Below are 18,963 nucleotides of genomic sequence, written 5' to 3'. Positions count from 1 at the left end.
CGCTCCCTTCGGAGTCTTGTGAGTTCCCGAGGACCGGAGGGTCACTCGGATTTGGCCCAGTGATAGAAACGCGTGGCCATCGCGTCCTTCGGCGACTTCCAGGTCGCCGGGTCGTAGGCCTCGATGTACGGCTTCAGGTCGGCGCTGACCTGCACGAAAAGCGGGTGGTTCTTGGTCTCCTCGATGGTGGTGTTGCCGGCTTCGGTGTCGAAGTCCTGGAGGTGGAAGTAGAGGCCGTTGTAGGAGAACAGCTCCCGTCGCCGGGTACCCATCAGGTCGGGCATCCCGGTCTGGTCGAATTCCCCGAAGATCCGCGCCACGTCCTGCGCGGATTGCGGCAGCATGCGCGCCACGATCAACGTGCTGTGCATCGTTCGCTCCTTGTGATGGGAGTGAGCGGCCGGCGGAGCGGCCTCTCTAGCGGGACCTTTCGGCACGGCGGCTGAAGCACGCGTGTGCGTCGGCCTCCGAGTAGTAGGTGCGGCCCGAACCGTGCCGGCGCCGCCAGCGCTGCTCGCTGGCCAGCCGGTAGACGGTGCCGACGGGGGTGCCCCAGAGCCGGGAGATGTCGGCCGCGGTGAGCCAGCGTTCGGCGACGGCGGTGTCGTCGGCAGGGGCTTGCGCACGTACGGCGTCGGCCGCCGTCCGTACGGCATCGACCGTCGTCCGTACGTCGGCCGCTTCTGCCGGGCGGGCCATCCGGCGGCGCAGCTGGGTCCACTGGTGTCCGGCCCAGGTGTGCCGGGGCTGCGCGTCGCACTGCACGGTGGAGGGCGCGGCGGTCGCGCCGCCGGTGGTGACGACGGCCGACAGCCGTCCGCCGCAGCCGGGTTCGACGCAGCCGCCGAGCGCGATCCGGCGGACCTGCTCGGGATGGGCGACCCGGCGGGCCCGTCCGACCAGCCGGTCCACCTCGCGGGTGGCGTCGGCGACGGCCGGGTGCGCGGCCAGCCAGTCGGCGTGCCGCAGCAGGAACACCGCGAGCGCGGTGATGGACCGCTCGGGCGGGACCAGTCCGCGTTCCTGGGCGACCAGGCCGCTCCAGGAGCCGAGCACCCCGAGGATCGCGGCGCGGGTCTCGGCCGCCGCGGGATTGAAGGGCGCGCCCGGCAGCGGGCCGCCGCTGGTGCGCTCCCGCAGCCCCTTGGCCGCGGCGCCGCCCAGGACGCGTTCGCAGTCGCGGTACAGCTCGGGGAGCGTCCGGATGCCGGCGGTCAGCCGCCGGTGGCACGCGGCGCACAGCCGGTAGCCGCCGGCCGGGCGGCCGGGCGACCTGCCGTCGGCCTGCCGCGTACCGCAGCCGTGTCCCTCGCACCGCGCGGCCGTGCCGCTCATGCGGGGGAACCGGACTTCACGAGGTCGGCGCCGAGCCGGAACCCGACACCTCGCACGGTGACGATCCACTCCTTGGCGCCCAACTTGGTGCGCAGGCTGCTGACATGGGTGTCCACCGTCCGGCGCGACCAGGAGTCGCCCCACACCTGCTGCATCAGCCGCTTGCGGGTGATCACGATGTCCGGGTGCGACGCGAGCAGGTAGAGCACGTCGAATTCCTTACGGGTCACATCTATATGCCGTCCGCCGAGCCGCACTTCGCGCGATCCGGCGTCGATCCGCAGCGGGCCGCAGGAGATGACCCGCGCGGAGGCGGGCTCCGGGCGGGCGCGGCGCATCACCGCGTCCATCCGGGCCATCAACTCCCGGAAGCCGTACGGCTTGACGAGGTAGTCGTCGGCGCCGGCCTGGAGGCCGAGCACCCGGTCGAGTTCGGTGCCGCGCGCGGTGACGGCGATGACCGCCACGTCGCACACCGAGCGGATGCTGCGGCAGACCTCGAGACCGTCCAGATCGGGCAGGTCGAGATCGAGCAGTACGAGATCCGCGTCCTCGTACGTCTGCAGGGCCGCGCCGCCGGTGGCGACCGAGGCCACATCGTGGCCGTGCCGCCGCAGGCCCCTGACCAGGGACTCGGCGTCATCGGCATGAGGTTCCACCACTAGTACCCGCCAGCTCACGGACGGCCCCGGCACTCCCCGTACCGGCGAGGCGGTACGTATCTCGGTGCGAATGACGTTTGCGGACGCCCCTGGGGCTGGTATATGAGGCTGCAGAAGGTCTATCCGGCTCATGGGTCCGCCCTTTGTGAATTGACCGACCGGTAGCTGATCAATCGGTGAGTGATCGACCGGTGAATGATCAATCGATGAGTGATCAACCGGCAGGTGATCAACCGCCGGCCGCGAATGCGAGCGCATCGAGAGTCGAGGCACACTGCCGTGAATCGAATGTCGCGTACACCTGGGTCCCCGGCACGATCCGCCGGCACAGACCGCCGAGCACTTTGCCGGGACCGATCTCGATGAAGCGGCCGACTCCGGCGTCCGACATCCGCAGCACCGTGTCGGTCCAGCGGACCCGGCCGGTGAGCTGCCGTTTGAGCACCGTGCGGGCCTCGTCCGCGGTGGTGACCGGCGCTGCGGTGACCGAGGAAATGATCTCGACGGACGGATCACGGAATTCCACCGCGTCCAGTGCCGCCGCGAATTCGTCCTCGATCCCGCTCATGAGACTGCAGTGGAAAGGCGCGCCGACTTCGAGTGCGACGGCCCGGCGGGCGCCGGCGTCCTTCGCGGCGGCCATGACCCACTGGACCGCTTCTTCCTGTCCCGAGACCACGACCTGGGCCGGTTCGTTGTCGTTGGCGATCTCGACGATCTGACCGGTGCCGGTGGCGGCCTGGGCGCAGATGCCCTCGACGTCCTCCAGCGGCAGCCCGAGGATCGCGGCCATCGCGCCGGGCACGCGTTCGTTGACCGCGGCCATCAAGGTGCCGCGCAGCCGGACCAGCCGGAGCGCGTCGGTCCAGTCCAGGACGCCGGCGGCCACCAGCGCGGTGTACTCGCCGAGGCTGTGGCCGGCGACCACGTCGGGGGCGAGCCCGCGCGGCCGCAGCGCCTGCCAGGTGCACAGGCTGGTCAGGAAGATCGCGGGCTGGGTGACCGAGGTGTCCCGGAGGGCCTCGGCGGGCCCTTCCCAGCACAGCCGGGACAGTGGAAGGCCGAGGATCTCGTCCGCGGTGCGGTAGTAGGGGCCGACCAGATCCGGATGCTCTCCGGCGAGGTCCAGCCCCATGCCCACTTTCTGCGAACCCTGGCCGGGGAAGACGAAACCGATCCTGTCCATGCGCCGCAGGCTCCTTTCGGCCTGTCGCGGTGCCGGTGGCGGCGGTCGCAATGGCGGCCCGGCCGCCCATGACGGGGACGACGAAACCCCGCGGCGGCAGGCGCTCGCGGGGCCGATGACTTTCCGGATGACTTTCTGAGGGATTCGCGGCTTCCGCGCGGGTGTCCGTGACATCCCGCCGGCGAGGTCCGAGTCGACTCAGGGTCGACGTCGACTGTGTGTCCGCCTCGGACCGGATGCTGTCCGGATCCGGGCATACCTCGGCCGCCGAAAGTATCGTGACAGTCCCTGGCCGCCGATGTCAACTTCACTCGTCAGGACGCCCGTTCGCGCAGTTCATCCACGGGACGCGGCTATGGTTCCGAGCGGGATGGTTGCACTGTCCCCCGTTTTTGCGTGACACCCGCGAGGTCCGATGATCCCCATAGCATCGTCCCAACATCGAGCATTTCGGAACACTACGGGGCCGAATGCCCATCTCGTCTGACACTTCATCAGATCGTGATTGTGCTTCGGTTCACGACCGCGTCACGCAAGTGTGCAGTCACATTTTACGAGCCGCCATTAACGTCAATGACCCGCCGGTCAGACCCGTGACGGATTGCATCGTCGCAGGTAGATCAGGTGTGGACGGCACCTTGGTTTGCCTGTATCGTCGCCTGCCAAACGCGAACATCCGTATGCTGCAAGCCGTACATGACTCGGGAGCGGGGGTTCCGGATCGTTATGAACACGGATTTAACGCGACAGGCCCAACTGGACTCATCACGGCCACCACGGCGTTTCCGATCGCCGGTAGCCTCGACCGCGTGTCGAGGTACTTCAGGCACAGTTGACGGGTCGCTCACCTCACGGCGCTGCGCGAGCGTATCCCCAGGTCACCCTCAGGTGGCAGTCGGGATGCCGGCTCGGACGACGACGTCCCGCTTCGGCGACGCCACGGTGCACGCGCGCCACGAAACATCCCACACAGGTGTGAATCGCTCACCATGCACGCCCCCGTGATCAGGCGTGCCCCACTGGCCCCACGGGCCTTTGGAACCGCGGGCATCACGGCCCGCAGCAATCCGGTCGGCCCGGCCCTCGCCGACCGTCAGCACGGCGTTGAGATGGTCCAGGCGTTCCACTGAGCAATTCCTCTGCGCCTGGAGTACGTCGACAGGTTCCGGAAAACAGCGGTCGCCGCTGACGGACGCGCACGCCGACGGGCCCGTATCGCCGCGGACTCCGTCGCATTCCGCCAGAGGCAGCCGACGCATGGCCATGTTCCGATGAGACGTCGCTCACCTGCACCAATGACGGCTTTCGGCATGTCCTGAACAGGGCGCTCCCTCGGTCATCGAGTCGATCGACGAGTTCGCTCTGCGACAGCCACCTTCCGACACCATGACCACCGGGTGACCAAATTGAACTCAGCTCTGTGTGTGGGACAGAAATGCGGCAGTGTGCCGCACGGGACGCGATCGCGTCGAACAGCGGCCCCAGGGCTGCGCCTCTGCACCTCGTGCTACCACGATCTCAAGGCCAATCTGCTGGAGCTGCCGGAGATCTACGACGACTGCGAGTCGGTGCTCCACCCGCGCCGCAATCCGACCCTGCAACGGGTCAGCGGCAGCAGGCAGTCGACCGGAATACGGCTGGACGAGGCGGCGATCACCGCCAGGTCCGGCATCATCGGCTTCCTGGCCTCCTGGGCCGCCCTGGTGGCCGACGAACGCGCGGTCCGCAAGCCGGTCCGCCGCCAGCCCGAGGAGATGGCCGACTTCCTGGTCGCCCACCTCGACTGGCTGCTCGCGCACGCCACCGCCGCGGACTTCGCGGAGGAGATCTCCGAGATCACGCACCGGGCCCGCAGATCCGCTTATACGCAGCCCGCCTTGCGTATGGACCTCGGCCAGTGCATACATTCCGGTTGCAACGCCGCGATGTCCACGACGCCTTCGGCGCGGGACGGCCGGCGCACCCGGGAAGTGAGCTGTACCGCAGGACACAGTTGGCAGCCCCATCAATGGCTTCTGCTATCCCGTCAGATTCAGCAGACGCGCCAGTTCGCGCGCGGCACTGCGGGAGCGGCAGCACAATCCGAGCGCCCGGAGGACGCAGCATGAATCCGCCACCGCGCAATAGGAGTCGGCTTGTTCCGACTCAACTTGCCGCCCTTGCCGCCGGAGTATCGGAGGCGACCATCAGGAAATGGGCCAGCCGCGGCAAGATCACCCGCTACGGCAGTCCGGGACGCGCGCAATACGACCTCGACGAGCTACTCGAACGCGTCGCCGCCAAAACGGAATCGGCCGCCGTGAAGGAATAAAGGTTTTCGCCGAGAGGCCCTGCCTGCCGCACGCGGTCACGCGTGAAGGGGAGGCGGGGACTTCTCTGTGTCTGCGTTTGTGTTTGCGTCTGTGTCTGTGTCTGTGTCGTGCCGGAAAATTCTCCGTGACCTCCTTTCGGTGACCGCCGGGTTGCCGTGCCGGATGCGCCCTCGTACCAGAGAGGCGAGCCGGGTGACGTGATGTGACATCACGTGTCACGAGTGTGATGTGTGCCTCATTCGCGTCATGACGCGAATGCTCTCCGTGACCTCCGGGCCGCTTCCGGCGGCCCGCACGGCCCTTCAGCGCGGTCGGGGAGCTTCCGCCTACCCCCGGCGCTGTGTACATTTGTGCTCGATAGCTGCTCCTTTCGAGCAGTATCGCGCATCCACATCGCACACCGCGCCGTTCGGCCCTGTTCGGCACCGGTTCGGCACTGTTCAAGGAGTTCCCATGCCCGCGTCCCGCACCACCATCGAGACCGCCTCCCAGCCCGAGTGCTGGCAGCGGGCGGCCGACCTCGCGCCGGCCGAGGCCGGGAAGCTGCCGCGCGACGGGGAACGGGTCGCCGTGATCGGCTGCGGCACCTCCTGGTTCATGGCCCAGTCCTACGCGGCACTGCGCGAGAGCGACGGGCACGGCGAGACCGACGCGTTCGCCGCCTCCGAATTCCCCTTCGGCCGCGCCTACGACCGTGTCCTGGCCATCACCCGCTCCGGCACCACCACCGAGGTGCTGCGCGCGAGCGAGCGGCTGCGGACGGCCGGTGTGCCGGTCACGGCGATCACCGCCGACCCGCGCACCCCGGTGATGGAGCACGCCGACGAGGTCGTCGTCCTGGACTTCGCGGACGAGGAGTCCGTGGTGCAGACCCGGTTCGCCACCACCGCGCTCGCGCTGCTGCGCGCCCACCTCGGCCAGGACCTGACGGCCGCCGTCGCCGACGCCCGCGCCGCGCTCGCGCAGGAGCTGCCCGCCGAGATCGTCGGCGCCGAGCAGTTCACCTTCCTCGGCACCGGCTGGACCTACGGCCTGGCCCAGGAGGCCGCCCTGAAGATGCGGGAGGCGGCGGGCGCCTGGACCGAGAGCTACCCGGCGATGGAGTACCGGCACGGGCCGATCAGCATCACCGGGCCCGGCCGCGTGACGTGGGCCTTCGGTCCGCTGCCCGAGGGGCTCGCCGCGGACGTGGCGGGCGTCGGCGGCCGTCTGGAGGCCGGTTCCGCCGCGGCGGCCGACGGCGGTACGGGGACGGCCGCGCTCGACCCGCTGGCCGATCTGGTGCGGGTGCAGCGGCTCGCGGTGGCCATCGCCGAGAACAAGGGCTACGACCCGGACCGGCCGCGCAATCTGACGCGTTCCGTCGTCCTGTCCTGAGCCCCCTCGGGCCCCGGCCCCGCGTCCGTCCTGAGGCCCCCGAGTCCCCCCGGGTCCCCCGGGCACCCGGGCCCGTCCGCCCGCACGCCGCACGCTCCTCCGCACCCCCGCGCACTCCCCCGTACAAGGAATCCCATGCCTGCCGTCGCCACCGCAGAACTCGTCACCGCCGCCCGGTCCGCGGGCCGTGGCATAGCCGCGTTCAATGTGATCACCCTGGAGCACGCCGAGGCGATCACGGCCGCCGCCGAGGCGGCCGGGCTGCCGGTCGTCCTCCAGATCAGCGAGAACGCGGTGGCCTTCCACAGCGGCCGGGTCGAGCCGGTGCTCGCGGGCACCGCCGCCGTCGCGCGCGCCGCCTCGGTGCCGGTCGCACTGCACCTGGACCATGTGGAGAGCGAGGAGCTGCTGCGGGCGGGCGTGGCGGCCGGGGCGTCCTCGGTGATGTTCGACGCCTCCAAGCTGCCCTACGAGGAGAATCTGCGGGCCACCGCGCGCATGGTGGAGTGGGCGCACCGCCACGGTGCCTGGGTGGAGGCGGAGCTGGGCGAGGTCGGCGGCAAGGACGGCGCGCACGCGCCCGGGGTGCGCACCGACCCCGCCGAGGCCGCGGCCTTCACCGCGGCCACCGGGGTGGACGCGCTGGCCGTCGCCGTCGGCAGCTCGCACGCGATGACCGACCGTTCCGCCCGTCTCGACCACGCGCTGATCGCCGAGCTGCGCGCCGCCGTGCCCGTACCACTGGTGCTGCACGGCTCGTCGGGCGTACCGGACGAGGAGCTGCGGCGGGCGGTCGCCGCCGGAATGGTCAAGATCAACATCGGTACGGCGCTGAACATCGCCTTCACCGGCGCCGTGCGCGACCACCTCGCCGCCGACGCGGCCGTGGTCGATCCCCGGCGCTATCTGCGGCCCGCCCGCGACGCCATGTCGGCGGTCGCCGGCCACATGCTGCGGGTGGTCGCGGGCAGCCCCGCCTGACCGGCTGTTTTCTCGTCCCGTTCTCGTTCCGTTCTCGTCCCGTCCGGCACCAATCCGCGACGGCCGCGGCCACGAATGATCAGTGAGGGCGCCACCGGGCGCCACGGGGGACGCACACTGATCGAGGGGGTCGCATGGCGGCCGAACGACGCCCGACCGGGGCGAGGCGCCGTATCGCGGTGATCGGCAGCGGGGTGGCGGGGCTGACCGCCGCCCATGTGCTGCACCGCACGTGTGACGTGTCCCTGTACGAGGCGGACGACCGGCTCGGCGGGCACGCGGACACCCATGACGTGGCCGACCGCGACGGGCGGGTGCTGCGCGTCGACACCGGCTTCATCGTGCACAACGACCGCACCTATCCGCACCTGCTGCGGCTGCTGCGCGAACTCGGCGTCGCCACCCAGCCGTCCGACATGACCATGTCGGTGCGGTGCGAGGGCTGCGGCCTGGAGTACGCGGGCGCGCGCGGGCCGCGCGGCCTGCTCGCCCGGCCGCGCAACGCGCTGCACGGCCGCTATCTGCGGATGCTCACCGAGCTGACGGCCTTTCACCGTGCGGCGCGGCGCCTGCTGGCGGCGGGCGAGAGTGACGAGGAGGGCGGGCGCACGCTGCGGGAATTCCTCGCCGAGGGCGGCTTCACCCCGTATTTCGTGCAGCACTTCATGACTCCGCTGGTCTCCGCCGTCTGGTCCTGCTCCCCCGCGACCGCGCTGGACTTCCCCGCCCATTACCTCTTCCGTTTCCTCGACCACCACGGCCTGCTCTCGGTCGGCGGCTCGCCCTCCTGGCGCACGATCACCGGCGGCTCCCGCCGTTACGTCGAGCGGATCGGCAAGGAGGTGTCGGCGGTGCACACGTCGAGCCCGGTGACGGCGCTGCGCCGGCTGCCGGAGACCGAGGGCGGCGGCGTCGCGATCCGCGTCGAGGACGGCACCACCGAGCGGTACGACGCGGCCGTCGTCGCCGTCCACCCGCACCAGGCGCTGCGGCTGCTCGCCGAACCCACCCCGGAGGAGCGGGCGGTGCTCGGCGCGATCCCGTACACCGTCAATCCGGCGCTGCTGCACACCGACACCGGGCTGCTGCCGCGCGCCTCCGGCGCCCGCGCGTCCTGGAACTACCTGATGCCGTCCTGCGCCGCCGACGCCGGCGCCGTCCTGGTCAGTTACGACATGACGCGGCTGCAACGGCTGGACGGCGCGGACACGTACGTCGTCACGCTCAACGGCGGCGAACGCGTCGACCCGGCCGCGGTGCGTGACCGGATGAGTTACGAACACCCGCGGTACACCCCGGAGTCGGTGGCCGCGCGCCGCAGGCTGCCCGCGCTCAGCGGACCGGTCGTCGCCTACGCGGGCGCCTACCACGGCTGGGGCTTCCACGAGGACGGCTGCGCGTCGGGGGTCGCGGCGGCGCGGGCGCTGGGGGTGGAGTGGTCATGACCGCGCCCGCGTCCGCCGGGAGGTCCGCGCCGGTCCCGGACGGCGGCAGCGTCACGCCCGCGCTGTACGAATGCCTGATCGCGCACGCGCGCACCCGGCCCCTGCGGCACGCCTTCCGGATCCGCACCTATATGTGGCTGGTCGACGTGGACCGGCTGCCGCGGGTGCCGCTGCCGCTGCGCCCGCTGGCCGGATTCCGGGCGCGCGACCACTTCGGCGGTACGGCGCCCACCGTCCGGGCCGGTCTCGACCGCTTCCTCGCCGCCCAGGGCGCGGCCCCCGCGGACGGCCGCGTCGTGATGCTCACGCACGCCCGTGTCCTCGGCCATGTCTTCAACCCGCTGACGCTGTACTGGTGCCACGGCCGCGACGGTTCGCCGCGCCATGTGGTCGCCGAAGTCCACAACACTTACGGCGAGCGGCACTGCTATCTGCTGGACCCCGACGGCCGGGGGCGCGCCACGGCTCCCAAGGAGCTGTACGTCTCGCCGTTCTTCCCGGTCGCGGGCGACTACCGCATGCGTGTCCCGGAACCGGGCAGTCGGCTTTCCGTGACGGTCCATCTCGAACTGGACGGCACGCGCCCCTTCACCGCGACCGTACGCGGCCGACGCCGGCCGGCGGACGCGGCCGGACTGTTGCGCGCCGCCGTACGCCATCCGTGGTCGACCCTCGTGGTGTCCGCCGGGATCCGCTTCCACGGGGTTCTGCTGTATCTGCGCGGTCTGCCCGTACGGCCGCGGCCCAGCCACCATCTTCAGGAGGGAATGCGGTGACCGTGTCATCCACTCCGGCCGCCACCTCGTCACCGGCGCCGGCTTCTCCGTCGTCGGGTTCTTCGGCGTCTCCGGTTTCGCCGGCTTCGGGTTCTCCGTCGTCGGGTTCTCCGTCGTCGGGTTCGTCGTCGTCGGGTTCGTCGTCCGGGGCGCGGGAGGCGGTCGACGCCCAGCGCTGGCCCGATGTCGCGGCGGTGCCCCGGTGTTCCGCCGCGCGTGCGGCCGTCGCCGCTTTCCTGGTGCGTCGCGCCATGGAGCGGCTGCCGCTGCGGGTCGTGCTGGCCGGCGGCTCCGGCGGCGGGCGTGAGCTGGGCCTCGGCGGTCCGCTGATGCGGGTGCACGACCCGCGCGCCTTCTTCCGCCGGATCGGCTCGGACGGCCTGATCGGCTTCGGCGAGTCGTACATGGCCGGGGAGTGGGACGCCGACGACCTCACCGGTGTGCTCACGGTGTTCGCCGAGCACGTCGCGGTGCTCGTGCCGCCGTCCCTGCAACGGCTGCGCGCGCTGTGGGCCCGACGGCGGCCGGAGGCGCAGCGCAACACCCGCGAGGGCGCGCGCGACAACATCCGCCGGCACTACGACCTGTCCAACGACCTGTTCGCGCTGTTCCTCGACGAGACGATGACGTACTCGTCGGCGGTCTTCCGCGGTTTCCCGGCCGATGAGGACCTGCTGCCCGCCGCCCAGCACCGCAAGATCGACCTGCTGCTGGACGCGGCGGGCGTCGGGCCCGGCACCCGGCTGCTGGAGATCGGCACCGGCTGGGGCGAACTGGCCGTGCGCGCGGCGGAGCGCGGCGCCCGGGTGGTGAGCGTGACGCTCTCGCGCGAACAGCGCGCGCTGGCCGTCGAACGGGTCCGGGCCGCCGGACTCCAGGACCGCGTCCAGGTGCTGCTGCGCGACTACCGCGATGTGGAGGGCGTCTACGACGCGGTGATCAGCGTCGAGATGATCGAGGCGGTCGGCCACGAATTCTGGCCCGCGTATTTCCGCACCCTCCAGGCGCGGCTCGCGCCCGGCGGCCGGATCGCGCTCCAGGCGATCACGATGCCGCACGACCGGATGCTGGTGAGCCTGCCCACCTTCACCTGGATCCACAAGTACGTGTTCCCCGGCGGCATGATCCCCTCCGTCGAGGCCATCGCGGAGATCTGCGCCCACGGGACCGGCAACGGGACCGGGTTGCGGATCGTGAGCGCCGAGGCGTTCGGGCCGCACTACGCCGAGACGCTGCGGCTGTGGCGCGAACGCTTCACCCGGCGCGCGGCGGAGGTCGGGGCGCTCGGCTTCGACGAGGTCTTCCGGCGGCTGTGGACGTTCTACCTCGCCTATTCGGAGGCGGGTTTCCGGTCCGGCTATCTGGATGTGCGGCAATTCGTTCTGGAGAGCGGCACCGCGGCCACGGGTTCGGGCGGCTGACGATGAACAGTTTTCCGTGGGGCGCCTTCTGCGTGAATCTCGGGGCGGCGGCGGGCGCGGCGCTCGTGGTGATGCTGGTGACCTTCGCGGTGGCGGTGGCCAAGGGCATGCACCGGGTGGTCGACGTGGCGTGGGGCGTAGCCTTCGCCGCGGTCGCCGCCGTGTCGTACGGCCTGTCGGGCGCGTTGTCCGACGGCCCGGCCTCGGGATACGGCGACGACGGGCGGCGGCTGCTGGTGCTGGCACTGACCGTGGTGTGGGGGCTGCGGCTGGCCGCGCACATCGCGTGGCGGGGCCGGGGGCACGGCGAGGACCCGCGCTACGAACGGATGTTGGCCAAGGCCCCGGGCAGCCGTGACGCGTACGCCTTCCGGATCGTCTATCTGCTCCAGGGGCTGCTGGTGTGGGTGGTGTCGCTGCCCGTGCAGGTCGCCTGCTATCTGTTGGCCGACCTCGGCCCCGCGGCGGCAGTCGGCGTGCTGCTGTGCCTGGTCGGCCTGGTCTTCGAGGCGGTCGGCGACCATCAGCTCGCCCGTTTCAAGGCCGACCCGGCGCACCGCGGGCGGGTGATGGACCGCGGCCTGTGGGCCTGGACCCGGCACCCCAACTACTTCGGCGACTTCTGCCTCTGGTGGGGGCTGTATGTGATCGCCTGCGACGGCGCCCGCTGGCCGTCGGCCGCGGTCGCCGTCCTGGCCGCCGTGCTCGGGCCGCTGACCATCAGCTTCCTGCTGCTGCGCGGCAGCGGGAAGCCGCTGCTGGAGAAGCACATGGCGGAGCGGCCCGGATACGCCGACTATGTCGCCCGGACGAGTGGTTTTTTCCCGCGGCCGCCACGTAAGTGACGGCCTTGACGTTCCCCGTCGGTCCTGGTTGGTCCTGGTCGGTCTGCGTCGGTTCCCGTCAGCCGTCCAGGCCGCGGGCGCGGGTGAACCGGGCGTGGCCCTCGGCGAGCGTCACGATCGGGTCGGGGTAGTCGAAGCGGGCCCGGTCAGGACCGGACAGCTTCCACGGCTGGTGCACCGCCGCCCCCTCCAGATCGGCCAGTTCCGGCACCCAGCGGCGTACGTAGTCGCCGTCCGGGTCGAAACGGGACGCCTGGAGCAGCGGATTGAGCACCCGGTTGGGCCGGGTGTCGGTGCCGGTGCCGGCCACCCACTGCCAGTTGAGCTGGTTGTTCGGGATGTCGCCGTCGACCAGCAGGCTCAGGAAGTGCTCGGCCCCGGTCCGCCAGTCCACGTACAGCGTCTTGGTCAGGAAGCTCGCCACCAGCAGCCTGCCGCGATTGTGCATCCAGCCCTCGTGCTGGAGCTGGCGCATCGCGGCGTCCACGATCGGGTAGCCGGTGCGGCCCTCCCGCCAGGCGGCGACCTCTTCGGGCGCCGCACGCCAACGGTCGTGCCGGGTGCGGTAATTGCGGTGCGCCGCGTCGGGGCGCGCGGCCAGCACCTGGTGGTGGAAGTCCCGCCAGGCCAGCTGCCGGACGAACGCCTCGGCGCCCGCGCCGCCCGCCGTCCGTGCCCGGTGCACGAGTTCGGTGGCCGACAGGCAGCCGAAGTGCAGATACGGCGAGAGCCGTGACGTCGCGTCGCCCGGCAGGTCGTCGTGCCGGTCCGCGTAGTCCTGGAGTCCGGTGCGCCACCAGGTGCCCGCCAGCTTGCGGCCCACCGTCTCGCCGCCGCGCGGCAGTCCCGGCGACGGGGTGCCGCCACCGGGCCCGGTGAGGTCGGCGGCCGACGGCGGCTCGGCCGACCGCACCTCCTCGGGCACGCGCACCCGGCGCGGCGCGTCCAGCACCTTGCGCTGCGACTCCGCGCTCCAGCGCCGGAAGTACGGAGTGAACACGGCGAAGTGGTCGCGGCCCGCGGGTGTCACGGCGCCGGGCGGCGCCGCGGTGATCACGGCCTCGTGCACCACCAGTTCGCAGCCGGTACCGGCCAGCGCCTTGCGCAGCCGGTCCTCGCGCCGCGTCGCGTAACCGCTCACCCCGGCCGCGATGTGCACCTGCCGCGCCCCGGTCTCCGCGACGACCTCGCCGACCTCCTCGGCCACGTCGCCGCGCCGTACGACCAGCCGTCCGCCGCGCTGCCGCAGACCGGCGTCCAGGTCGGCCAGGCAGTCGGCGAGGAAGGCCGCCCGGTTCGGCACCGCGAAGCCGGCCCGCGCGATGGCCTCGTCCACCACGAACAGCGGTACCACCGCCGCCCCGCCCCGTCCCGCCGCGTGCAGCACCGGATTGTCGTGCAGCCGCAGATCCGCGGTGAACAGCGCGACCGCCGGAGTCCCCTGTGCCGTCTCGTGCTCAGACACCGGCGGCCTCCGGGAAGGTCACCACGGCCACCGGGGCGCTGGTGGGCCGCTGCGACCCGCCGGCCGGTTCGACCGTCACCCCCACGCCCGAGGCGTTCTCGATCCGTCCGTCGAGCACCAGCGCCTGATCGGTGGCATCGGGATCCATCAGGCCCGCGGGGCGCATCGTGCCCGCGTCGTCGAACCACAGCTCGTACGTCTTCCCGGCCGCCGGCGTCGGCATACCGGCGGCCAGGAAGGCGGCCTTGCCCAGGCTCCGCGAGACCACCACGGTGGCGGTCGTACCGCCGTCGAGCTTGCGGGTGGCGGTCGCCGCGTCGGGCGCCGCCAGCACCCGGGACAGCTCCGCCGCCTGCTGCTCGACGCGGTCGGCGCGCTGCCGGGCGTCGTCGGCGCTCTGGTGCTGCCACACGGCCACGCCGCCGAGCGCGACCACCCCGGCCAGGCAGGCGGCCAGCACGTACCGCGGCAGCCGCCGCGCCCCGCCCAGCAGGCCGGCCGCGCCACGCCGCTCCTGCCGGGCCACGGCCGGCGGCTCCTGCCGGACGGTGCCGATCCGCCGCAGCACCGCCTCGCGCATCTGCGGCGGTGGCGCCACGGAGACGGCGAGCGCCAGCCGGGTGGCGGTCGCGGTCAGCTCCCTGACCTCCTGCGCGCACGCCGGGCAGTCGGCGATGTGCCGTTCGAACTCCTCGCGCTCCCCGTCCGGCAGCGCGTGCACGGCGTACGCGCCGGTGAGGGTGTGCAGATCGGCGGTCGTCATGCGTTCACTCCCAAGCAGTCGCGCAGGCGGATGAGTCCGTCCCGCAGCCGGGTCTTGACGGTTCCCAGCGGTGCTGCGAGCAGTTCGGCGACCTCCCGGTAGGTGAGTCCCTGGTAGTAGGCGAGGGTGACGGACTGGCGCTGCAATTCGGTGAGGGTCCGCATGCAGCGCCGCACCTGCTCCCGCTCCAGCCGCGACTCGACCTGTTCGGCGACCTCGTCGAAGGCGGGGGTCCGGTCCAGCAGCGCGGCCTTGTGCTCCCGGTCGGCGGACGCCTGCGCGGACCGGACCCGGTCCACCGCACGGCGGTGCGCCAGTGTCAGCACCCACGTCATGGCGCTGCCGCGAGACGCCTGGAAGCGGGTCGCGGTCTGCCAGACCTCGACCAGCACCTCCTGTGTGACCTCCTCCGACTGCGCCGGGTCGCGCAGCACGGAGCGCACCAGCCCCAGCACCGGCCCGGCCACCGCGTCGTAGATCCTGGCGAACGCCGCCTCGTCGCCGCGGGCCACCGCGACCAGCAACTCCTGGAGATCGGGGCCCGCGCCTCCGACACCCTCGAGCCGTACGGCTTCCCTCATCTGCGATCCGTTCCGTCCCGACTCACCCGCGCGAGTCTCCGCCGGTTATTCGTAGCCGGGCGGCGAACGGATTGGTCGTCCGCGGAATCTCGGGGGTCTCAGCTGGTCATCGTGCCCCTCCTCACCCCCATCACTCACCCGACCTGCGGCTTCGTTACCCGTTCGCCACGTTTGTCACCGTTACGCGGGTTCCGTGTCACAGAAGATCGACAAGCCCATGCGGCCCTCGCCGACCCGTCGTTGGCCGGACGAAGGTGCTGATCAACAGCAGCCCCGCCGTACGGAGGTACCTGGGATGACCGACCGGACCCTGTGGTCGTACGCCGATATCGCCGCGCACATCCGCGTGCAGGTCGACACCGTCCGCTCCTACCGCAAGCACGGGCACCTTCCCCCGCCGGATGTCGTCGAGGGCGGCAAGCCGTTCTGGTACGCCGACACGATCAGGGCGTGGAGCGCCCGGCGCCCGGGCAACCGCGGGCGCCGGGATCCGGACTGATCCTCAGGTCCGGGTGGCAGGCTCGGGGCTCCGCGGCTCCTTCGGGGAGTGCGGGGCCTTTGTGCCGTCCGGGGCCGCTGTGCCGCCCTCGGATATGCCGAACCGTTCGTGGAAACGGCGCAGTACCGGCGGCGCCCACCAGGTGGCCCGCCCGGTCAGCCGCATCACCGCGGGGACCAGCAGGGTGCGGACCACCATCGCGTCCATGAGCACCGCGAGCGCGATGCCGAGCCCGAGCATCTTGGTGTTGGCCACCCGTGAGGTGCCGATGGCGACCATCACCACCGCGAGGATCACCGCCGCGGCCGTGATCAGCCCGCCGGTCCTTTTCAGCCCGAATTCGATGGCCGCATCGTGGTCGCCGTTCCGGTCGTACTCCTCCTTGATCCGGGAGAGCAGGAACACCCCGTAGTCCATGGAGAGTCCGAAGGCCACGCAGAACATCAGCACGGGCAGGGTCGTCTCGATGCTGCCCGTGGCGGTGAACCCCAGCAGCCCGGACAGATGACCGTCCTGGAAGACCCACACGACCGCGCCGAACATCGCCGTCAGACTCAGCGCATTGAGCAGCACCGCCTGGAGCGGGATGACCGCGCTGCCGGTGAGCAGGAAGACCAGCAGCAAGGTGACCAGGGCGATGATGCCGGCCGCCCAGGGCAGCCGTTGGGCTATGGCGTGCTTGGTGTCCACCAGCACGGCGGACTGTCCGGTCACCGAGGCCCGGAAGTCGGCGGGCACGGCGCGGATCGTGCCGACCAATTGCTGGGTGCTGTCGTCGACCGCCTCGCCCTTGGGCAGCACCGTCAGATAGGCGGCGCCCGAGTCCGGGGCGACGACCGGCGGCTCGACCCGGACCACTCCGGGCAGCGCGGCCACCTGCTTCCGGTATCCGTCCAGCTGGGAGCTGTCGGCGCCCTGGGCCAGCACGGTGATCGCGCCGTCCGGGCTGCCCGGGAACTCCTGCCGGATGTGCTGCTGCACCACGTGCGACTCGGCCGCCGAGGGCAGTTGACGGTCGTCGGCGGTGCCGAAGCGCACCTGGAGGAAGGGCAGGCCGAGCAGCAGCAGTCCGGCGACCGCGCCGATCGCGAACAGTGGTGCCCTGCGCATCACCAGCCGGGCGAACGCCGCGTAGCCGGCGCCGGGGTCGCTCGCGGGCCTGCGCCGCAGCGCCTTGCGCAGATCCAACGCGTTGACCCGGGGGCCGAGCAGGACCAGGCACGCGGGCAGCACGACCAGTGCCGCGGCGGCGGCCAGCAGCACCACGGCGATCCCCGCGTAGGCGAAGGAGCGCAGGAAGTACTGCGGGAAGACCAGCATCGCGGACAGTGAGGCGGCGACGGTCAGCGCGGAGAAGAGCACGGTACGTCCGGCGGTGCGCAGGGTGACGCCGACCGCGGCGCGCGGCGCCCGCCCGGCCGCCAACTCCTCGCGGAATCTGCGGACGATGAAGAGCGCGTAGTCGATGGCCAGGCCGAGGCCGAGCGCGGTGGTGAGATTCTGCGCGAAGACCGAGACGTCGGTGAACGAGGTGATGCCACGTAGCACCGCGTTGGTGCCGAGGATGGCGATGATGCCGACGCCCAGTGGCAGCAGGGCGGCGATCGCGCTGCCGAAGACCATCACCAGCAGCACCAGGGTGACGGGCAGGGCGATCATCTCGGCCTTCACCAGGTCGTCCTGGATGGTGCTCTGCAACTCGTGCCGGACGGCCGCCGAGCCGCCGACGCTCACCTCGACCGGTCCGTGCGTGCCGCGGTAGGCGGGCGCGATCCGTTTGACGGAGGTGGCGATCGCGTCGTCGTCGCCCTTGATGCGGGCGGTGATCATCGCGGAGCCGCCGTCCTTGGCGCGGAGCACCGGGGCGTGGGTGTCCCAGTAGGAGGTGACTCCGGTGATGTCGGGGTCGGCGGCGAGCCGGCGGGCCAGCTCCCGCCCCTGGGCGGCCACGACGGGGCTGTCGACCGCGGCGCCGTGGCCGTCCACCAGCAGCACGAGATTGGGCTGGGAGGCCGGGAAGTGGTCGGCGAGTGCCGCGGTCGCGTAGGAGGACTCGGAGTCGGGTGCCTCCCAGCCGCCGCTGGCCAGCCGGTCGGCGACGCCGCTGCCGGCGACGACCGCGAGGGCGGTGAAGAGGAGGGCGAGCAGCAGCGTCAGTCGGGGCCTGGCCGTGACGGCCCGCGCCCATCCCCCGACCGCGCCGTCGCGGTTGACATCGGCCATGACAAAGGTGTCCTCTCCCCGTAGATACGACGTAGAATCGCAAACACGATCTGTCGCTCGCTTTCAAGAATGCGAGTGATCGCTCGCGTTTGTCAATACCCCTGGGGAGTCACGGTGACCGAGGCGGAAGAGCGACCGCGCAAGCGGCAGGCGCGCGGCGAACGGCGCATTGCGCAGCTCCTGCGGGCCGCGGCCAGCGTGTTCTGCGCGGAGGGCTACACGGCGTCGAGCACCAACGCCATCGCCCGCGAGGCCGGGGTGTCACCGGGCACGCTCTACCAGTTCTTCCCGAACAAGGAAGCCATCGCCGTCGAGCTGGGCAGCCGCCTCGTGGCCGAGATGGAGGCCACGCACGGCCGGGTCTTCACCGTGGAGAACGCCCTGCTGCCGCTGGACGAGCTGATCGACGCGGTCGCGGACCCCTTCATCGAGTTCAACTGCGCCAATCCGGCCTTCCTCGCCCTGATCAAGGGCCCGGACGCGCCCGGCAAGGTCGCCGAGGGCCACGACGAGCTGCACGCGGCGCTGCTCACCCGGCTGATCGAACTCCTGGCCGTCCGCGAACCGGATCTGCACCCCGACGACCGCGACCAGCTGGCCCAGATGTCCTTCGCGATGTTCAAGGCCGGGCTCGACCTCGTCGTCCAGCACGAGGGCGAGCAGCGCGAGTGGTACGTGCGCGAGGTGAAGGCGATGCTCTACCGCTATCTGGAGCCCCACCTGGGCGCCGGGGCCGTCACCAGGGACACCGTTCCCGCGCCCTGACAGCCCGCGGACGCCTAGGGCGTGTCTTGTGGATCATCTGGCTGACCAGATGAAGATGGCGGCGAGGTGGAGTCCGGCGAGGTAGATGGTGGCGGTCTTGTCGTAGCGGGTGGCCAGGCCGCGCCATTGCTTGAGTTTGTTGATGCACCGTTCGACGGTGTTGCGCTGCTTGTAGGCGTTGCGGTCGAAGGCCGGTGGACGGCCCCCGAGCCGGCCGCGCCGCTTGCGGTTGGCGGCTTGGTCCGCCGGCTGCGGGATCACCGCCCGGATTTTCCGCTGCCGCAGATGGGATCGGATCGCGCGGGACGAATATGCCTTGTCGGCCAG

The 18,963-nt window shown here is 71.5% G+C and carries 19 protein-coding genes; 10 read left to right on the top strand and 9 right to left on the bottom strand.

The window, feature by feature from the left end; translation table 11 throughout:
* Positions 1 to 41: 41 nt before the first annotated feature.
* The 4 genes from BM076_RS24140 to fabD all read right to left on the bottom strand — a co-directional run bounded on the left by BM076_RS24140 (position 42) and on the right by fabD (position 3,183).
* Entirely contained in the window at positions 42 to 371 is a 330-nt protein-coding gene (locus tag BM076_RS24140) for a TcmI family type II polyketide cyclase (RefSeq protein ID WP_093715796.1), read from the bottom strand.
* A gap of 46 nt (positions 372 to 417) precedes the next feature.
* Positions 418 to 1,335: a hypothetical protein gene (locus BM076_RS24135; protein WP_093715795.1), complete on the bottom strand. Its 918-nt coding sequence runs from the start codon at positions 1,333 to 1,335 to the stop codon at positions 418 to 420.
* Positions 1,332 to 2,129, bottom strand: a complete 798-nt coding sequence (locus BM076_RS24130; protein WP_093715794.1) for a response regulator transcription factor — start codon at positions 2,127 to 2,129, stop codon at positions 1,332 to 1,334. The genes BM076_RS24135 and BM076_RS24130 overlap by 4 nt, the downstream gene beginning before the upstream one ends.
* 97 nt (positions 2,130 to 2,226) lie before the next feature.
* The gene (fabD, locus tag BM076_RS24125; protein WP_093715793.1) at positions 2,227 to 3,183 is read right to left on the bottom strand and encodes an ACP S-malonyltransferase; all 957 of its coding nucleotides are present in this window, start codon (positions 3,181 to 3,183) and stop codon (positions 2,227 to 2,229) included.
* Between the two features lie 1,424 nt (positions 3,184 to 4,607).
* Between fabD and BM076_RS24120 the strand changes: the two genes are divergently transcribed.
* The 8 genes from BM076_RS24120 (at position 4,608) to BM076_RS24085 (ending at position 12,340) form a co-directional block, all read left to right on the top strand.
* Positions 4,608 to 5,291 carry a hypothetical protein gene (locus BM076_RS24120; protein ID WP_143120629.1) on the top strand — a complete coding sequence of 228 codons (684 nt, stop codon included), beginning with the start codon at positions 4,608 to 4,610 and terminating at the stop codon, positions 5,289 to 5,291.
* On the top strand, positions 5,288 to 5,494 hold the full coding sequence (locus BM076_RS24115; RefSeq protein WP_093715791.1) for a MerR family transcriptional regulator: 207 nt from the start codon (positions 5,288 to 5,290) through the stop codon (positions 5,492 to 5,494). Before BM076_RS24120 ends, BM076_RS24115 begins: the two co-directional genes overlap by 4 nt.
* Before the next feature lie 454 nt (positions 5,495 to 5,948).
* Positions 5,949 to 6,872 (top strand): SIS domain-containing protein, encoded by a 924-nt coding sequence (locus BM076_RS24110; RefSeq protein ID WP_093715790.1) that lies wholly within the window; start codon positions 5,949 to 5,951, stop codon positions 6,870 to 6,872.
* 135 nt (positions 6,873 to 7,007) lie between these two features.
* On the top strand, positions 7,008 to 7,853 hold the full coding sequence (locus tag BM076_RS24105; RefSeq protein ID WP_093715789.1) for a class II fructose-bisphosphate aldolase: 846 nt from the start codon (positions 7,008 to 7,010) through the stop codon (positions 7,851 to 7,853).
* Between the two features lie 134 nt (positions 7,854 to 7,987).
* On the top strand, positions 7,988 to 9,298 hold the full coding sequence (locus tag BM076_RS24100) for an NAD(P)/FAD-dependent oxidoreductase (RefSeq protein ID WP_093715788.1): 1,311 nt from the start codon (positions 7,988 to 7,990) through the stop codon (positions 9,296 to 9,298).
* A complete protein-coding gene (locus BM076_RS24095; RefSeq protein WP_093715787.1) occupies positions 9,295 to 10,074 on the top strand; it encodes a DUF1365 domain-containing protein in 780 nt (259 codons plus the stop codon). Before BM076_RS24100 ends, BM076_RS24095 begins: the two co-directional genes overlap by 4 nt.
* Positions 10,075 to 10,313: 239 nt before the next feature.
* Positions 10,314 to 11,495, top strand: coding sequence for a class I SAM-dependent methyltransferase (locus BM076_RS24090; protein ID WP_407640701.1), 1,182 nt, complete (start codon positions 10,314 to 10,316; stop codon positions 11,493 to 11,495).
* A 2-nt stretch (positions 11,496 to 11,497) separates the two neighbouring features.
* On the top strand, positions 11,498 to 12,340 hold the full coding sequence (locus BM076_RS24085; RefSeq protein WP_093715785.1) for a DUF1295 domain-containing protein: 843 nt from the start codon (positions 11,498 to 11,500) through the stop codon (positions 12,338 to 12,340).
* A gap of 58 nt (positions 12,341 to 12,398) precedes the next feature.
* On the opposite strand, the gene BM076_RS24080 is transcribed toward BM076_RS24085, so the two are convergent.
* From BM076_RS24080 to BM076_RS24070, 3 genes are read right to left on the bottom strand one after another with little or no spacing between them, the layout of a single operon-like run.
* Positions 12,399 to 13,805, bottom strand: a complete 1,407-nt coding sequence (locus BM076_RS24080; protein ID WP_093715784.1) for a cryptochrome/photolyase family protein — start codon at positions 13,803 to 13,805, stop codon at positions 12,399 to 12,401.
* Complete coding sequence (locus BM076_RS24075) at positions 13,798 to 14,568, bottom strand: anti-sigma factor (RefSeq protein ID WP_093715783.1); 771 nt, start codon at positions 14,566 to 14,568, stop codon at positions 13,798 to 13,800. The genes BM076_RS24080 and BM076_RS24075 overlap by 8 nt, the downstream gene beginning before the upstream one ends.
* The gene (locus BM076_RS24070) at positions 14,565 to 15,149 is read right to left on the bottom strand and encodes a sigma-70 family RNA polymerase sigma factor (protein WP_093715782.1); all 585 of its coding nucleotides are present in this window, start codon (positions 15,147 to 15,149) and stop codon (positions 14,565 to 14,567) included. Before BM076_RS24070 ends, BM076_RS24075 begins: the two co-directional genes overlap by 4 nt.
* A gap of 295 nt (positions 15,150 to 15,444) precedes the next feature.
* Here BM076_RS24070 and BM076_RS24065 point away from each other — a divergent pair, with 295 nt between their 5' ends.
* The gene (locus tag BM076_RS24065) at positions 15,445 to 15,648 is read left to right on the top strand and encodes a helix-turn-helix transcriptional regulator (RefSeq protein WP_093715781.1); all 204 of its coding nucleotides are present in this window, start codon (positions 15,445 to 15,447) and stop codon (positions 15,646 to 15,648) included.
* Between the two features lie 3 nt (positions 15,649 to 15,651).
* Here the strand turns inward: BM076_RS24065 and BM076_RS24060 are convergent, their stop codons facing one another.
* A complete protein-coding gene (locus tag BM076_RS24060; protein ID WP_093715780.1) occupies positions 15,652 to 17,871 on the bottom strand; it encodes an MMPL family transporter in 2,220 nt (739 codons plus the stop codon).
* Between the two features lie 114 nt (positions 17,872 to 17,985).
* Between BM076_RS24060 and BM076_RS24055 the strand changes: the two genes are divergently transcribed.
* Positions 17,986 to 18,636 (top strand): TetR/AcrR family transcriptional regulator, encoded by a 651-nt coding sequence (locus tag BM076_RS24055; protein ID WP_245796276.1) that lies wholly within the window; start codon positions 17,986 to 17,988, stop codon positions 18,634 to 18,636.
* Positions 18,637 to 18,669: 33 nt separating this feature from the next.
* On the opposite strand, the gene BM076_RS24050 is transcribed toward BM076_RS24055, so the two are convergent.
* Positions 18,670 to 18,963 (bottom strand): transposase (locus tag BM076_RS24050; RefSeq protein WP_143120628.1); only part of this gene is annotated, 294 nt, incomplete at its 5' end.

Source organism: Actinacidiphila alni (assembly GCF_900112845.1).
Classification (GTDB): Bacteria; Actinomycetota; Actinomycetes; order Streptomycetales; family Streptomycetaceae; genus Actinacidiphila; species Actinacidiphila alni.
The sequence above is the reverse complement of the archived record's forward strand: the minus strand, read 5'-3'. Positions and strand labels throughout refer to the sequence as shown.

What these genes read in the sequence shown, in the direction of transcription:
- BM076_RS24100 (WP_093715788.1), top strand. Translation starts at nt 7,988, where the DNA reads ATGGCGGCCGAACGACGCCCGACCGGGGCGAGGCGCCGTATCGCGGTG.
- BM076_RS24110 (WP_093715790.1), top strand. Translation starts at nt 5,949, where the DNA reads ATGCCCGCGTCCCGCACCACCATCGAGACCGCCTCCCAGCCCGAGTGC.
- BM076_RS24075 (WP_093715783.1), bottom strand. Translation starts at nt 14,568, where the DNA reads ATGACGACCGCCGATCTGCACACCCTCACCGGCGCGTACGCCGTGCAC.
- BM076_RS24105 (WP_093715789.1), top strand. Translation starts at nt 7,008, where the DNA reads ATGCCTGCCGTCGCCACCGCAGAACTCGTCACCGCCGCCCGGTCCGCG.
- BM076_RS24065 (WP_093715781.1), top strand. Translation starts at nt 15,445, where the DNA reads ATGACCGACCGGACCCTGTGGTCGTACGCCGATATCGCCGCGCACATC.
- BM076_RS24135 (WP_093715795.1), bottom strand. Translation starts at nt 1,335, where the DNA reads ATGAGCGGCACGGCCGCGCGGTGCGAGGGACACGGCTGCGGTACGCGG.
- BM076_RS24115 (WP_093715791.1), top strand. Translation starts at nt 5,288, where the DNA reads ATGAATCCGCCACCGCGCAATAGGAGTCGGCTTGTTCCGACTCAACTT.
- BM076_RS24085 (WP_093715785.1), top strand. Translation starts at nt 11,498, where the DNA reads ATGAACAGTTTTCCGTGGGGCGCCTTCTGCGTGAATCTCGGGGCGGCG.
- BM076_RS24095 (WP_093715787.1), top strand. Translation starts at nt 9,295, where the DNA reads ATGACCGCGCCCGCGTCCGCCGGGAGGTCCGCGCCGGTCCCGGACGGC.
- BM076_RS24130 (WP_093715794.1), bottom strand. Translation starts at nt 2,129, where the DNA reads ATGAGCCGGATAGACCTTCTGCAGCCTCATATACCAGCCCCAGGGGCG.
- BM076_RS24060 (WP_093715780.1), bottom strand. Translation starts at nt 17,871, where the DNA reads ATGGCCGATGTCAACCGCGACGGCGCGGTCGGGGGATGGGCGCGGGCC.
- BM076_RS24070 (WP_093715782.1), bottom strand. Translation starts at nt 15,149, where the DNA reads ATGAGGGAAGCCGTACGGCTCGAGGGTGTCGGAGGCGCGGGCCCCGAT.
- BM076_RS24140 (WP_093715796.1), bottom strand. Translation starts at nt 371, where the DNA reads ATGCACAGCACGTTGATCGTGGCGCGCATGCTGCCGCAATCCGCGCAG.
- fabD (WP_093715793.1), bottom strand. Translation starts at nt 3,183, where the DNA reads ATGGACAGGATCGGTTTCGTCTTCCCCGGCCAGGGTTCGCAGAAAGTG.